This window comes from Candidatus Uabimicrobium amorphum (assembly GCF_009002475.1).
Lineage (GTDB): Bacteria > Planctomycetota > Uabimicrobiia > Uabimicrobiales > Uabimicrobiaceae > Uabimicrobium > Uabimicrobium amorphum.
Genome location: NZ_AP019860.1, coordinates 7,945,622 through 7,961,963 on the forward strand (window position 1 = coordinate 7,945,622; position 16,342 = coordinate 7,961,963).

Consider the following 16,342-nt stretch of genomic DNA (forward strand, 5'->3'; position numbering starts at 1 on the left):
GTCATTGCGAATCTTGTAAATTATTATATCATAAAATAATACTGTTATAATATTTACCTAATTCATATTAACTGTTCATTCTAGGAGTATTTCAATGAGTGATGAACTGCAATGTTTAAACCTACAAAATGGAGTAAAAATACCTTCTGTTGCCTTTGGCTGTGCATTTGGAGACTGGGTGGGAAAAAGTGATTTCCAAGGTTTCTTACCCGAACAGGCGTGGTATGCGGTAAATGCAGCCCTTGATGCCGGTTACACAGCCCTAGACGGTGCTCATGTATACGGTACCGAAAGAATTGTAGGAAGTATCTTAGGACAAAGACTTGCAAGTGGTGCACTTCAACGCGAGGAGTTATTTATTACCACAAAACTTGCCCACCCTGCCGCTCCTCCACATATTAACTTATCTCACCTGCGAACCTGGGATGCCGATAAAGTCGATAGTATAGAGGAGCGCCTCAAAGATGATTTTGCACGTACTCTCGACGACCTTGCTTTCGGATATGTGGACTTACTATTAATCCACTGGCCAGGAACATTTGCAGGTACAGACGCTTCATTTGCCCGAGAAGCCCGAGCGCGTATTTGGAAAACGTTTATTGAGCTTTATAAAAAAGGCGCAACACGCGCGATTGGTGTTTCGAATTTTACCAAAGAGCACCTTACATCACTCATGGAGGATGTTTCCGAGATAAAACCTATGGTGAATCAAGTGGAATACCATCCTTACTGCCAAGACCGCTCTTTACAAGAATTTTGCCAAGAGCACCACATAGTTCTTGCAGCATACGCTCCTTTTGCGAGTGGCGCATTTTCCATGCTGAAGGACCCTGTCCTTGTAAAAATAGCGGAAAACCATCGTGTAAGTGTTGGGCAAGTGATTCTAAGATGGCACGTCCAGTCAGGACGCTGTGTATTGCCCAAATCTTCAAACCCAAAGCGAATGAAGCAAAATTTAGCATTGTTTGATTTTTCATTGAGTGACGAAGAAATCGCGCAAATTGACGCGCTTGGTAGTGGAGACCCGCAAAGAACATGTCCTGACCCAAGTTCTATTGTTTAACGAAATTTTTTCTAGAAAGGACTTTTATGAAAAGATATATCATTGTATTTCTACTTCTCTCCACAGTAGTCTTTACACAAAACGAAGATATCATTTCTGTGGAAAGTAGAGGTAGAGGCAACACCAAGACCGGCGCAATCGCCAAGGCGTGGAAAACTGCCATGAAAAAATATCTTAAGCAAGAGCTTGCTTCCAACTACACCCAATATCAAGTTGAAGTGAATTCTTTTGTCCAAAGTCATTGGCAGGACTATATCGTAGGCAAACCATTTTCTCCCAAAATAGTCACACCATACAAAAGAAGAAGTATCATCATCAACGCTACTTTTCGTTCTACAATAAAAGAGCACCTAGAGGATTACCTATACCCTTTAAGAAAGCTACAAAAAATGCTTTTCTTCGTTTCGCTAACCTCCGAGTCGGAGAAAGACGTTGATAAAGGAATCAACTTTATAAAACGCACTCTCAATAAACAGAATCTTCAAGTAGTTTTGACACAAAAAACAGCAAGTATCATCATAAAGTTACTTTTTAAAACAACCGGAAAATTTGACTCCGATCTTGGAGTGAAGGCTTGGAAAACAGACATTTCCGTAGAGCTTATCGTTTACGGTTCCTCCTACCACTATGAAAACTATGCCTCGCAAAGCCCTACTCCTGTTTATGGAGGCTTAACACACAGAACCGCTAGAGAAAAATCGATTTTGGAATCGACGAGGGAAATCACACCAAAAATTATCGACAAATTAAGACAGCTAGACCTCCATAAATTCTATGGAAAAAAGATGATGACTGTCCATTGTTCAAAAGACAAGAAAAATCCGCAAGACACGCTGTATAAGATCGCTTTGCTGGAATGCGCAAAACAAAACTTTTCGCCACAAGAGTTCAAGAAATATCAAAAGAAAATTCGCAGTTTTATTCGTCGCAAGTGGCAAAAATATCAAATAAACTTTCGCTTCGAAAAAGAGACAGAGACTTTCAATGCCACGGTACGCATCAAGGATAGAATATTTCTGCATCAACTCAACAAGTACATATACCAAAGATAACGTACCTATCTTTTTAACAAAAGCCCCAAAGTCCCTATCCTTTTCAGGCTGGGGATAAACGGGTTTTGAATACGTGGAAGGTTTGTGAAATGAGGGAAAAATGTAACAATACGGTGCAGATTTTATTATGTTTTCGTAAAACATATCGCTTTTCTACACCATATTTTGTAAAACGATCTTAATGAAGAAGGCTCTTTTGCATAAGCCAATCTTCGACAAAGACATGCCCTTTGTCTTTTAAAATAGCAAGGAAAGCCAGTATTTCATTTTTTGAAATCATAGCTTCGACAAGTCTTTTGTAACCTAATAAGCCTTTCAGCTCACCAGCACATGACTCGGAGATTTCTGTTGCGTAAGATTCGATCTTATTTGGTTCGCCAATGTTAAATAAATCCTCTGCCAATTGCTGTGTTTCTCTCGGTGAAAAACATCCGCCTTCGCCGATTGTCTTAATCACCTTGAGATTTTTAATGGCACCGCTGTATGCCAGAAGCGCCAATTCATTTTCATTGCCTTCGGCTTCAAATACAATTTTGGCACTCTCCGAAGATTCAGAAATTACCTTAATATTGGTAAACACCATAAACTTCGTCAAGCATTTCCAAAAAAGATACAGTCGAAAAAATTTGGGTATGAATTTGCGATAATTCTTATGAAAGATCATAACAAACTCTACCTTTCTTTTTACATCGACGACCTTACATTGTTTAACATTACAATCCGCTAATTGCCCAATACTAATTAGAGACTGCGTTAAATCTGTCTCGGATAGATCTGCGCGAAATAGACTTGCTCCGTGTAATGAGGCTCTAGACAAATCTGCTCTAGATAGGTTTGCGTTCCCCAAATACGCCCCGGAAAGATTTGCGCCCGAGAGGTTTGCGCCCGATAAATTTGCCCAAGTTAAATCTGACCAAGTTAAATCCACTTGAAATAGATGTGCGCCAGATAGATTTGCTCCCCACAAGTTGGCTCCACAGAGATTTGCACAGGCAAGATATGCGCCAGACAAGTTTGCCCCCGATAAATTTGCCCCGGCAAGGTTTGCTCCGATTAAGTCAACTTGAAATAAATTTTTCCCAGATAGATCGACCTCCACCAGATTTTTTTTATTCTGGTTTAGTACTTCCTTTAGTTCATAGTTCATTCATCTACCTACTGGTATGAGTTCACAAAATATTCTAAAGTATCTTAACTCTGGTATTAAATTAATGTATATAGAACAATAGAGGATAATACCTCACTTGGTTGGTGCATTGTAACGATGCATTTGACTTGGCGCAAAGAAATTTTGATTTTTGTTTACAAAAGACCTTTTCCATGCACGTAACAATTTTGCCTTTATTGAATCGCAGCGGCAATCTTTTCGGCAATCATAATCACAGGAGCATTGGTATTGCCGTTTACAATTTTTGGCATGATAGAGGCGTCCACAACACGTAGATTCTTGATACCACGAACCTTAAGTTCGGCATCGACAACGGCGAGGTCGTCATTCCCCATTTTACAAGTTCCCACAGGGTGATACAGAGTTTGCGCTATGGAGCGAATATATTCCGCGATTTCCTCATCGCTTTGCACCTCGCTACCAGGATATATTTCTTTACCACGAAAGGCCTCAAATGCTTTTGCTTGGGCTAACTTACGCGCCCATTTCACTCCGGCGATCAAAACATCCATATCGTGTTGTTCACAAAAGTATTGCGGATCAATCGCAGGAAACTCTGAGGCATCGTTTGTTTGTAAACGTACAGAACCTATACTTTTCGGACAAACAAGCGTTGGTCCAATGGTAAAAGCACACCCAGATGCCTTCGTCAAACCATGATTGACAAAAAAACCAGGTGCAAAGTGAAACTGTAGGTCTGGTTTTTCGGTATTTTGAACATGAACAAAACCACCTGCTTCTGCCACATTTGATGTGAGAGGACCTTTTTTGAACAACATATATTTAAGTAAATTCCCTAAAGTCTCTGCTTTATCCAGAGAAATGGGCTTCGTACTCTCATATGCTACCGGCACAATCAAATGGTCCTGTAAATTTTCCCCTACTCCCGGAAGATCTACCACAACAGGTATGCCTAGTTCTGTCAACTTTTCCTTACAACCAATACCTGACAACATCAATAATTGCGGTGAATTAATAGCACCTCCACACACAAAAATTTCTTTTTTCGCTTCGACCTGATGCTTTTGTCCTTTTGACAAATACTCCACACCTGTTACACAATTTTTTTCGTGTAACAAACGCGAAGCCATCGCTTCGGTAATTACAGTTAAATTTTCACGCTTCATCACCGGTTTTAGATAAGCGGCTGCGGTACTATGGCGTTGTCCATTTTTCTGCGTTACTTGATAGTAACCAACACCTTCCTGATTTTGCCCATTAAAATCTTCGTTAAACGGTAAACCACACTCTTTTCCTGCTGCGACAAAAGCTTGTGCAAGGGGATTTGTATAGACGCGATCCATCACATTGAGCGGGCCACCCACACCGTGATAGTCGTTTTCACCGCGCTCTTGGTGACCCATCTTTTTAAAGAAAGGCAAAACGTCCTCATATCCCCAACCTTTATTGCCCAAGTGTTCCCACTCGTCGTAATCACTGCGATTTCCTCGAATATAAATCATCGCATTGATCGAGCTACACCCCCCTAAAGTTTTTCCTCGTGGCCAAAAAAAACGACGATCATGCGCGTGTTCCTGTGGTGTGGTGTAATACGTCCAATCAAGGTCACTTTTAAAAAGATGTGCAAAAGCCGCTGGCATATGAATCGATTTATCTTTATCGCGGACACCGGCCTCAAGTAATAAAACTCGATTATTTTTGTTTTCACTAAGTCGGTTTGCAAGAACGCAGCCAGCAGATCCCGCTCCAACAACAATGTAGTCGTACATAAATACTCCATTACAAACTGAACATAGTCCTGTGGACATTCGCAATATAAATTCTGTTTGTTATGATAAAGAAATCTAGACTTATCAGCAATGGTAAAATAGGAGAGCACTATCGCCGTGAGATGGGCAAAGAAAATGAGATATGCCTTATGGGAAGAGTTTGGTCTGGCTTATTTTTTGAAAAATATACAAACTATCATGGCGAACATCACCAAAAATACCAAAGTATTTGCTTCAGGAACAGCCGCGACCACCTCGCCATTGATAAAAAAACGGTATCCTCGCGGAGTAATTTTTTGGTATACCGGGCCATTGAGATTGTTAGTTTTGAAAAAAAACGATGGTGTGCCCAACAAAGTGTTATTTCGAGGAGCAGCATCACTTGCCCCCACAGCGCCAAGAAAGCCAGAACCGAATACTAAGGCGTAATTTCCAGGGGATAAGAGAGCGGACAAAGGTGCTGTTATTTCGCTAGGTGAGGGTTGAGTACTTAGTATAGTAGATGCGATTACATCAGAGCCAGACATGTCAAAAGTATCGGGAAAATCCAAAGGGCTACTAAGTTCAACTATGGCACCAAAAATCGTACCGCGACCAAAAAAGTGTCCACCGATTTCGTTAACCGCAACTGTTTCACTAAGGGAAAATCTTACCGTTCCTAGAAGACCTCAAAAATCTAAAAAAAGAAAAGAAGAGGACAGTCTCCGAACAGTACTGAGACTGATTACTGCTGGAGAATTTCACTCCAGAAGGCAAGATAGAGGCCACACTCACATCAAAACGGAATGTGCCGAGAACAAAAGAAAAGCTCAACTTGCGATCCCCTGTTAGAGGCAGCTATTTTGGTAAACGCAGCCCAGTACTTCCAGACGTGACAATGCCTATCCACTGGCAGACATCGGGCGGTTCTGGCTGGTAAGCGTTCTGAATAATTCAACGCACGGCGTGCTAATACAAAGCTTGCCGCAATATGTAAACTGATTCCCAAAAAGTAAGCAAATTTGTATTTACCAATGATGCTACTGTACGCTGGGTTTACTTCTATTATTTCTACACCATTTCTTGCTCCCTGACTTTTCATCAAGGAGGCAAATTTTTTGTATGCAAAGTAGGATATCATTCGTCTGTAAGGTACTTTTTGAGCTGATAAGTCCTTTTTCTTTTTTGAGAAATCTAACTTTTCAATAACCACCGGCTTTTGTTGTTTCTTTGCTAGCGTGATAATTTCTTTACATGCCTCAGCAAGCATCGCTTTGACCTGCTCACTAGAGCGGTCTTGAATTGGAGTGTGGATTTTTCCATAATTTGCAAGATTACCATGTCTGTTAGTTTCGGCAAATGCGACATGGGAGTGGTTCAAGTCTACGCCAATAGTCCCAAACTCTTTTTTCGTGGTTATCGGCGCTGGTTTTTCCTTTGTTGTCACAAACAGATACCAGTCGTTTTCTTTTTTACAAAGCGATAGTTGATTGCCTGTTGGTTTTTTAGCGCAGCGGTGATGGTTTCTTGTTTATAACTAAACTTTACAGGTATGTTGACATATTTTCCCCATTCTCGTTCCAAGGATGGAGCTACTCTGACCTTTAATTTGTCTCCCAGCAACTGACAATTTTGATTACCAAAGCTTTCATCTTTCGAACCAATAAAAAATATCCTATTTACTCGTTTTGTTCTAAACTCTTCCAGCCATTGCTGGTGGTTTTCATAGCCATTTTCTTCGAGGTGAAATTGTTTCTTGAACAGCTTTCGACCTCCAAGGCAGATTCCTCGTTTTTTTAGTTTAGCTATTCTGTTTTCTACGTTCCGTAACTTTCGCTTTTTATGGTGCAATACAAAGTGTAGTTTTTTGTTCTCGTCTTTTTTTTCAGAAGAACTATCTTTTTTACTCTTAGCCAACGCTTTAGATAGTTTTTTTATGACGCGTTTGAGAGATTTACTTCTTCTTTGTACATCTTCAACGTTGATTTTTTGCAACTCTTTGGCAGCTTTGATGATTCCCTTCACTTCGCTGTGTAGTGAATTGAATTGTCTTGCCATCATACCTTTTTCTGATATAAATATCTTTTTTAACTCATTCAGTTTTTCACCTCGCAACAAAGCACATAGCAATTCGCCACGACGCTTCGCTGTGTGCTCTGCACACTTTTCGAAATACTGTACATGTTTTTTATCTAGTTTTGTCTGAATGGTTACCTGCATCTATTTTTCTTTTCTTGCGACGTTCATGTGACCTTCGGCCGTAAATTTTCGAACAGAAAACGGTTAGTATTGAAATAATGTCTTGTGACAACCGCTCTTCAAAACACAGTTGTTTTTTGTCATTAACAACAACAAAAGATATTCCTCTAACCTTGCATATTTCGTCTATTATTTCCCTACCAAATTTTATTAGTCTATCGTGATAGCTAACAACAACTCGCTTTACATTTCCTGATAACATCCAACGCAGTAGTTTTAAAAAACCACGTTTTTTGTAATTCAGCCCTGATCCTACTTCTTTGATTTCGACTATATTTGAGTACTGTTGTTCTTCACAAAAATTTCTTACCTCTAGTTGCTGTCTTTCCAAGTCTTGTTTTTGGTCGTTAGCACTTACTCTAGAATAACAAACTGTTACTTGGTCTTGTTGCTTTTCTATCCCTAACTTTCGTTCAACTTCTTGCTTTGAGTATCTTCGGTGATTGCCATGTGTCCTTTTGTAGGAAAATACACCTTGCTCGCTCCAATTTCTGATCGTTTGTGTTGAAACTCCGAATAGTTTGGCTACTTCACCAATTGAAATCCATGTTGTCTTTTTCTCCTCCGACAACATGACTATTATTGATTTACAATCAATTAATCGTATATTAACCGTATATCAAAAGCAAACTTTTTCTTTTTAAATTTGAGATTTTTCTTTTACAGTTGAATGCCCCTAGAAATTGATCGGCACTTACTCCCGTGCCGATAGTCGCATTAGTAGGTCCCATCGTAGCAGTTTCAAAAATAGTGGTGGCCGATATATTAGATATCACAGAAAAAATTACTGTAAAAATGATTTTTCGCATAAACTTATCCCTTATAAGACATCTTTTTCATCTTAGCATACAAAATTTGAAATGTCTTTCGATTTTTTAGATTTTTTCGTTTATTTAACCCGAGTAATTATTTAGGATGTAAGATGACTAAGAAAAGAGAATTCCGAACGTTTTTTGACAACAAAAATTCACAGACAAATTAAATGTATGCGATACCTAAAATACAACGAACGGAGAAAAAAATGATAGACATACAAAAGTTACTTGAAGAAATTCTACAAAGTTACAGTCTACCTTGGCGTGGTGCGCATGGAATTTCTCACTGGGCGCGCGTGCTGGAAAATGGTTTACGTCTCGCAGAATCGACACATGCCGATAAGGATGTCGTTACACTGTTTGCTTTGTTTCACGATAGCAAACGAGTCAGTGAATACCAAGATCCACAGCACGGTAAACGCGGTGCAGAGTTTGCTTTGGCTATGCGCAATAAACTTTTTGAATTGTCGGATCATCAATTTGATTTGCTGTACACTGCCTGTGAACTGCATACAAATGGTTTAATCGAAGGTGATGTCACCCTCCAAACATGTTGGGATGCAGATCGTTTAGATCTTGGCAGAGTAGGAATTCGCATTAATCCTGCGAAACTTTGTACCACCGCCGCCAAATCGAAAGAAATACTTGATTGGGCACAACAAAGAGCCACAAAACAAGTTGTTCCAGATATCGTCAAGTCTATTTGGGAACAAGACAGAGGTCTAAATCGTAAATGACGCGTTAAACGTCATCATCTATTGCATCAAAATAATATTCCCCATATTTTTAAAATACGGCATAAGTTTTGCAAAACAAAACTTTATGCAAAAAATACAATACCTCCCCACAACAAAAAATACACTACTCCTGCAACGTCGTCTTTTAAGACGTCTGTATGGTGGCTTGCGTTCTTCGCTCCGGCAAGAAGTCTCGCGACTTACCCAACTTGCTACGCAACAGAATTTCGCAAATGATGTAGAGTTACGCAATTGGATTGCGCAAAACGCTTTACAAACCGCACGGAGAAGTACGGCCAATAATTGGCCTATTCGTCTGCCAAAATGGCCGGATTTTTCTTGTGATGCCCAACAACGCACAGCATTTAGTGGCGTTAGTTTGGGAAATTCTTCTTGTGTCGTTGTACATGCCCAAAAACATTCGCAAGTTGCTTATAAAACAGATATCCATCACAATTCTAAGTGGCTAACACAAGTAAAAGAACAACTCAATGGTAAAAGCATTGTCATTGCCGTGCCCGCTCATTTTAATGACAATAAACGTCGTGCGGTACGCGATATGTTTTCGGAGTTCAATGTCGCGCGCGTTATCAATGAACCTACCGCGATTGTACTGGCACACGGCATCGAAGATCGTCGCGTTTTAGTGGTCGATTTGGGCGCAAAAAATCTCGATATGAATGTCATTGATATCGAGGATGGCATTTGTGAGATTTGCGATAGTGTGCGCTTTTCTTTGGGTAGTAGGCAGTTTGATGTCGCAATTGCCCAATGGCTCGCGCAGCAAATTGACCAAAAGCACAATGTATCTACCCTCAACGATCCACAGTGCATGAACAAATTACAATTGTTGGCCGAGGCCGCAAAAAAGACATTGAGTTACAAAAACAAAGCGCGAATTCAATGTGATCATTTCGTTTGCGTTGACAAAATCATTGCCATTGACGTAGTCATTTCGCGCCAAGTTTTCGCCGATTTAATTCGCGGTTACTGTCGCGAAATCCAGGAAAAAATTCTTCCATTTTTACCACGCGTATCACAAATTATTCTCGCAGGCGGTGGCATGTATACTTCTTGTATCACCGATTCTATCCGTGAGATTGCGCATAAACGCGTTTTATTGCCAACAAAACCCGATGAAGTCATTGCGATGGGTTGTGCTATTCAAGGAGGCGTATTGTGTGGATTTTCTCATGAAGCCATGCTCCAACCAACACCACCATTTTCTCCGCCTTATATAAACAAACAATGCATACAACCACGTACTATTGACACACAAAATATGTATGTTTCTCCGAAAAAACCACTTCAAGGTGTACTACTTCTCGACGTCACACCACTATCTCTAAATGTAGAAATAGGGAACTCGTTGCATACCATTCTACCGCGAAATACTGCCATTCCAGTACGTAAAGTGTATAACGTGTGTCCACGGCGTAATAAGATCATAATCCACGTCACCTGTGGAGAGCGCGATGTTGGCAACAATCGCGTTCTTAAAACCATCCACCTCACGAATTGTCGTAGAAAGCCGGTGGAAATTAGTGTAGAGATTGACGTCAATGGTCACACAATCATTGCCGTTGTGAATGGAAAACATATTCAAAAATACATAGTCGACAATAAAAGCGAATTGCCCACAGACCACGAAGGCGATATTCGCGATAAAGATACCACACAACCACTAGAAAATATCCCCACATTTGAAAAGTACTTAAGCGATGAAGCAGGCGTTCCAGGGCCAATAGAACGTATTGTCGCACAATCGCGACACATGTTGAAAATGTGTCAGCATTTATTTGGTTTGTACTTTATTGCCATCGCCCATGCAATAGATATCTTTGTAGAGACAGTTACTAGTTATATCAGTGGTGTGTACTATACTTGGAAACTGTATACCTCTGTAGAAAGACGTCTGTCAGCACAAAACGTTACCCAACAACGTCAGATGGTCATGGAAAATTTTACAAAAGTACGCGGTCAACTCGCTCGTGTTTTCCGTTTTAAAGGTGCACACATTGATGACGACTATTCCCCCACTTTTCCTTTGGAAATCGTTGTGGAAACACGCTATTTGTTAGATCAAATGAAACGCGATTTGTCATTACTCACATATCAACAGAGCATACAATTGGCAAAAAGTCAGTTCAAAGACGTCATCAAAAGTTACGTTCCCAATCCACTAGAGTTTCTAAATCGTTGCAAAGATTGTCTATTGATGCTCTTTTATATGAAGTATACACGGCGCGATATTGAAACAATGTACATGGAGTTTGTCAAATCGTATTGCAACATCTTGCAACTACTCAGTGAGGAATGCGGAGAATCGTATGTTGATGTCTTACTACCTTATGAACGCATCATCCTACATGAAATACACAGCGACTATATTTCGCAACCTTTCTCTGATATAGAAAAAGCAATTGACGAGACACGCAAAAAACTGCAAAGACTCATGCATGTTTTGTTTTGTGCACAACGATTTGCTAATCCTCGCTATTGGCGGCGTGTGGATTTACTACGCGAGCTGAACGTTATGGCACATCCCGTTTATTTTGTGGAATGGGAACAATGGCTAAGTAAGGAAGTACGAAAAATATGGCGGCAAAAAAAACGCAATGTTAGCTCACGAGAAAAGTCGCTACGCGACATAGAAAATCGCCAACGCAACAAAGATTTACTTTCTGCGAAACATCTTGTACATACATGCTTTTAGTAAAAAGCATAAGTGTACTCTCGCAGCAATAAATCCCGAAAGTGTAAACTTGATATAAACTGTTCCTACAAAACTCTCAACACCATATCCTAATATTTGTTTTATTTTTTGCCTGACGATGCTTTACGTATTTTTTTTTGCGCCAAACGTCGATAGACAAAAAGTGTTGGTATTTGCCTTGCCGTATCTAACTGAGAAACAGTTTTCTCGATGAGTTGCATGCGTGCCACTAGTTCTTGATATGCCAAATGGTTGCCCATTTTCTTTTCAATATGGGCGTGTAATTGAATTATCTTTTGATCCCAAGGATATCTTTGCGCGGCTTTTACGATGAGTTGTCGTGCTGCAGAATATTTTTGTCTCGCAAAATAAACGCGCGCCATCCAAAAACAATACAATCCATTGTCAACAAAATTACATTGGCGTAGAGTCTGCTCAGCTTGCTCTTCTTTGCCACACAAGTATTGAATAACACCCTTGTTGAATGCTTGGTGATCTTTTTGCCCAAGTTCATGTGCTTTTGTCAAACGAAACTCTACAATAGAGTGTATTGTAGGAGGAAGAGCAGCAATACTTTTTTCGATATTGTACAAAAAATGTCGGTATGCATTGTTGTCAAAAACATCGGTGATAGAAGAGGCTTTTTTGCGGCTGTGGTAAAATATTTCGTAAATGCCATATGTGTATCCAATAGAGGCGCTCTCACGAATTTCCTTCTCTTGCTGCATGAGATACTGATGAAATTTTTCCAATTCTACCTCGTTGTTATTCAGTAAAATATGCACAATCGAGTAACAAGCCACTTTGCGTATTTCGATATCTTTGTCATTTTTGGCAACATCCAAAAGATAGGGTATCATTTGCGAATTATTACTAGCCCCAAGACCTGATATAACAGCAAAGCGATTCGCTTTGTTTTTCAAATCGATTTGCGAAATAAAAAACTTCGCAACTTTGCCACCACCGGCTTTCATTAGGTATGCAATTGCGATACTACGCAAACGTGGATCAGGATCGATGGTCAAACGTTGTAAGGTACTTGCAAAAGAGAAAACCGGGACTTTTCTTTGGCTAGTAAACTTTTCAAAGTAGGCAAATGGCATTAAGCGTATGGCGAAATCTTCTTTGGTATTTAGAGTGATTTTGGCAACCACGGCAAATTCACCTAGTGTAGCTAGGGCAATAATCGCTTGAGAGCGCACCTCTTTTTCAGGATCTTGTAACTTTTCATGGATTTTTTTACGACATTGTGGCGACGAAATTTTTTGTGCACTTAAGATCGCCACCTGCCTCACTTTTGCATTTGCATCATCCATCGCTTTTACCAGTAAATGAGAATATTTTGCGGTTATCTGCTCACGAAATAACGGCGTATGATTTTCCAGCTTCCACATCGTTTCTAAGGCAAACGCTCGAATAATAGGTCTTTTGTTTTTACAAAATTTCACCAAGCGTTTCAAGGGCGCTGTGTTCCCTGCCAGCCATATTTTTTTTATTGCATATAACTGGACGTATACATCGCGGTCTTGCAACCACAGCTCCATATTTTTCTGTGCAACATTTTCGATATACTGTATTCTCAAAAAAGTAGGCAGCGCACCAAGCTCCCTCCTACTCCACATCCGATGAGAACGTTTCTCATATTTAGCCAAGACTACATGAACAATCATTGCCACTTCATTATCCACAGAAGTAGCCGCTTTTTGCAGAACTTCGTATGCATTTTCCGTACTCATCAGCCATAGTACTTGCGCTGCATAGAATCGAACCACAGGATTTTCCTTTTTGCCATATAGTAGATTTTTGAGTACGGCGGTGTATTTTTGTTTATTGTTGTAAATTTGCAGCAAAGAATTTTCATCTTGTGCCGTAAAATACGCGATCAGTAATTTTTTTAACACAACTTTGGCTTCGTTGAGTTGTTTTTCGCGCATATTGGTGTAGACAGTTTTTAAAATTTGCGAAGAAGGATTTTTTTTGACATACTGTGCAACTAAATCGAGAACCTCTGGAACGTAATACAAAGCTTTCAGACCGTTAGCAGCAATCGTTTTGACATTCTCAGAAGAGTCATTATCTAAACGCTGCAAAAACTGTTTTGCAATCTTCAACTTTTTTGCAGAATCGTCAACATAGTGCTTTACAGAAGGCGTATCCAAAATATTTTTGGCTAATTTTTGTTGCCGCTCTCCCAGCAAATTGATTTCTGTATTGTTGTATAGCAACAGTATTTTACCAAATATAATATTCATCATTAACATGCGATCGAAGGTCCATCCTTCGTTAAAGGTCGTATTAAAAAGCTGCGATACCAATTCCGTAGAACGACTGCCTAACTCCATGCACTTCAAAAAATCGTGATGTGCAGAAAGCCACTTTTGTAATTTAAAGTGTATATTTCCACGTTGGTGGTAAAACTTTTGTTGCCACGGCTCTAAGTCAATAGATTTTGTATACAAAGTCAATGCCTGTTGCAAATTATCTAAATCCTCATAACATTTTCCGAGAAGAAAATTTGTTGCCGCGTGAGAGGGATGGATCTCCAGCGCTTTTACAAGTAGTTTCTGCGCTCGATAACTATTTCCCTTTTGCATTAGAATATCCCCTAACGCTCGCAAAACGTCAAACTGCTCACTTTTTGCAAATTGATCTATATAGGGAAGTAATTTTTGTAGTGACTCATAAGCAACGTTTTTTAAGTCGAGACCAAAATAGATCATTCCCCGCAGATAGAGAAACTCTTTGTCTGGTTCTTGCACAAATCGATCAATAAATTTTTTTGCCGTAGCCAACTTATTGTAATGAAAATGTATCTTGGCCATGACAAAGGTAATCGAGGGGAAAATTTTGTCTTTGCTTGCCATTTTATTGTAAACGGCAATTCCTTTATCATATTCGCCTAAATCACAATGCAGTTGCAGAATTTGTCGATAGAATTCAATTTTCTTTTCATAATTCAATAGCTGATAGTAACTACGTAGTGCATCTTGATGATAACCACCTTTTTGCAACCATTCTGCTTGAAGACGATAATTTTCAAAAGATGGCTGTAACTCTACGGCCTGCGCAATATCATTAATAGCAGCAACAATATCACCACGCTGGTGAAAAATTTTACTGCGTTCTCGATAAGCCTCTACGCGATGAGGGTATAGTCGTAAGATTTCCTCTGTAATCGCGATTGCTTTTCCTTGCTGTTTTTTCAAACGTTGAAGTTTACGCAAATACGCCGTGATGTCCGCTTGTTCTATTTTATTGGCGGTGTCATTGTCTTTTTTGCTTAACTCTGACTCGTTTAATTTATTGTAAATTTTAGCACGTAGTTGGTAATACGCGGCCCGACGATCATTCATCGCTATCGTCTTAGTGATCAAAGGCAAAGCCACTTTCGGCTCGTCAATCGCGTAGTAAAAATTACTTGCATCAAACAATAACTCCTCATCTTGTTGATAAGAGAGTGCTTCGCGAAATAGTTTCCGGGCAACAGGTATCGCATTTTCAGCATAATATACCTTTGCTTTTAACGCGATCATTTGTGGCGTGGTATCTTTTTGTAGAAACAAGTTAATCTTAGATAGAGCAAGTGCATATTTCTTTTGCTCGATAAGATTTTTGATTTCGAAATAGGTTTTACTGCGCAATTTTTCTTTGCCAATATCTAGTTGTGTGTTTTGCTGCCAAGTAGTTATTCCCGTAATAAAAATAATTCCCACACAGATAGCAATCGCTAATTTTGTCTGCACATTCTTCCACCACACTTTGGCAGAAAAGGTGACTAAACGACGGCTCACTTTTTGTGGTTTTTCCAAGTACTGTTGTAGATCTTCTGCAAACTCCAAGGCTGTAGCATGACGATGTTCTATTCTTTTAGAGATGGCTTTTAGGCATAAGTAGTTAAGTTGCTTCGGAACTTGATGATTGATTTTTTGTGGAGCGATGGGAACTTCCGTATCGATTTTGCGCAATAATAAAGAAAGATTATCGGCTTCGAATGGATATTGTTTGGTGAGGATCTGGTATAAAATAACGCCCAACGCGTAAATGTCCGTACTTTTCGTGATGCGTTTTCTATGTCCGAGTGCTTGTTCTGGAGATAGATAAAAAGGCGTACCGATTACGTTACCGGTTTGTGTTAAAGAAGACGTTTTATCTTCGATTTTTGCCAAACCAAAATCGGCAATATACGGCTCGTTATTTTTATCCAACAAGATATTCCCAGGCTTCATATCGCGGTGAACAATTCCTGTTTCGTGCGCATAATGCAGAGCATGAGAAACTTTTAGCAAAATTTTAATACATGCTTCTAGATCGTTGTTCGCAAAGATAAAATCGTCAAAATTCGATCCCGGTACATACTGCATCGTGAAATACGGTATCCCATTTTGCTCGCCGTAGTCGTAAAGTTGTACGATATTTGGATGCGAAAGAGCCGCCACAGCTTGCGCTTCTTTCAAAAATCGCTTTAGCAAAACCGCGGTGTTGTCGGAATGGGAGAGTAGCGTCTTTAGCACAACGATACGATCGAAATCTGTTGACTTTGCACGATAAACAACTCCCATTCCCCCGCGTGCTAATTCATCAATCACCGTATATTTGCCAAATTGCGTCGTCTGCTTTTGGAAAATCTCTGCCATTTGTGCCGCAGAAAGTATTTTATGCTGCACTAAAAATTGCGATAAATGTAGTTTTTGTTCATTACACTTACTTAGCGCTTTTTCTAGTAGTGTCTTTTCCACTAAGTTACGCTGTAACAGAGCTTGAGCTAAATTATAATTTGTTTTAGAAAATTGTTCCATAGTTGTTTCTTCAAATACTCAGACATA

12 protein-coding genes are annotated in these 16,342 nt (G+C 39.7%); 5 read left to right on the forward strand and 7 right to left on the reverse strand.

Annotated features, from left to right (window positions below):
• Positions 1-94 precede the first annotated feature (94 nt).
• On the forward strand, positions 95-1,063 hold the full coding sequence (locus UABAM_RS27835; protein WP_151971265.1) for an aldo/keto reductase family protein: 969 nt from the start codon (positions 95-97) through the stop codon (positions 1,061-1,063).
• Between the two features lie 26 nt (positions 1,064-1,089).
• On the forward strand, positions 1,090-2,115 hold the full coding sequence (locus UABAM_RS27840; protein WP_151971266.1) for a hypothetical protein: 1,026 nt from the start codon (positions 1,090-1,092) through the stop codon (positions 2,113-2,115).
• Between the two features lie 178 nt (positions 2,116-2,293).
• Here the strand turns inward: UABAM_RS27840 and UABAM_RS27845 are convergent, their stop codons facing one another.
• Both UABAM_RS27845 and UABAM_RS27850 read right to left on the reverse strand, forming a co-directional pair.
• Positions 2,294-3,262 (reverse strand): pentapeptide repeat-containing protein, encoded by a 969-nt coding sequence (locus UABAM_RS27845; RefSeq protein ID WP_151971267.1) that lies wholly within the window; start codon positions 3,260-3,262, stop codon positions 2,294-2,296.
• A 194-nt stretch (positions 3,263-3,456) separates the two neighbouring features.
• Positions 3,457-5,013: a GMC family oxidoreductase gene (locus UABAM_RS27850; protein ID WP_151971268.1), complete on the reverse strand. Its 1,557-nt coding sequence runs from the start codon at positions 5,011-5,013 to the stop codon at positions 3,457-3,459.
• 135 nt (positions 5,014-5,148) lie between these two features.
• On the opposite strand from UABAM_RS27850, the gene UABAM_RS27855 reads away from it, so the two are divergent.
• On the forward strand, positions 5,149-5,442 hold the full coding sequence (locus tag UABAM_RS27855; RefSeq protein WP_151971269.1) for a hypothetical protein: 294 nt from the start codon (positions 5,149-5,151) through the stop codon (positions 5,440-5,442).
• 346 nt (positions 5,443-5,788) lie between these two features.
• On the opposite strand, the gene UABAM_RS27860 is transcribed toward UABAM_RS27855, so the two are convergent.
• The 4 genes from UABAM_RS27860 to UABAM_RS27875 are packed head-to-tail and all read right to left on the reverse strand — an operon-like array spanning position 5,789 to position 8,060.
• Positions 5,789-6,439, reverse strand: coding sequence for an IS200/IS605 family accessory protein TnpB-related protein (locus UABAM_RS27860; protein ID WP_151971270.1), 651 nt, complete (start codon positions 6,437-6,439; stop codon positions 5,789-5,791).
• Complete coding sequence (locus UABAM_RS27865) at positions 6,436-7,212, reverse strand: hypothetical protein (protein WP_151971271.1); 777 nt, start codon at positions 7,210-7,212, stop codon at positions 6,436-6,438. Before UABAM_RS27865 ends, UABAM_RS27860 begins: the two co-directional genes overlap by 4 nt.
• Positions 7,181-7,825, reverse strand: coding sequence for an IS607 family transposase (locus tag UABAM_RS27870; RefSeq protein WP_151971272.1), 645 nt, complete (start codon positions 7,823-7,825; stop codon positions 7,181-7,183). Before UABAM_RS27870 ends, UABAM_RS27865 begins: the two co-directional genes overlap by 32 nt.
• A 34-nt stretch (positions 7,826-7,859) precedes the next feature.
• Complete coding sequence (locus UABAM_RS27875; protein WP_151971273.1) at positions 7,860-8,060, reverse strand: hypothetical protein; 201 nt, start codon at positions 8,058-8,060, stop codon at positions 7,860-7,862.
• Positions 8,061-8,272: 212 nt separating this feature from the next.
• Between UABAM_RS27875 and UABAM_RS27880 the strand changes: the two genes are divergently transcribed.
• Both UABAM_RS27880 and UABAM_RS27885 read left to right on the forward strand, forming a co-directional pair.
• Positions 8,273-8,803, forward strand: coding sequence for an HD domain-containing protein (locus UABAM_RS27880; RefSeq protein ID WP_151971274.1), 531 nt, complete (start codon positions 8,273-8,275; stop codon positions 8,801-8,803).
• An 85-nt stretch (positions 8,804-8,888) separates the two neighbouring features.
• Positions 8,889-11,519 (forward strand): Hsp70 family protein, encoded by a 2,631-nt coding sequence (locus tag UABAM_RS27885; protein ID WP_151971275.1) that lies wholly within the window; start codon positions 8,889-8,891, stop codon positions 11,517-11,519.
• A gap of 101 nt (positions 11,520-11,620) precedes the next feature.
• On the opposite strand, the gene UABAM_RS27890 is transcribed toward UABAM_RS27885, so the two are convergent.
• Entirely contained in the window at positions 11,621-16,315 is a 4,695-nt protein-coding gene (locus UABAM_RS27890) for a protein kinase domain-containing protein (RefSeq protein ID WP_151971276.1), read from the reverse strand.
• Positions 16,316-16,342: the final 27 nt, after the last annotated feature.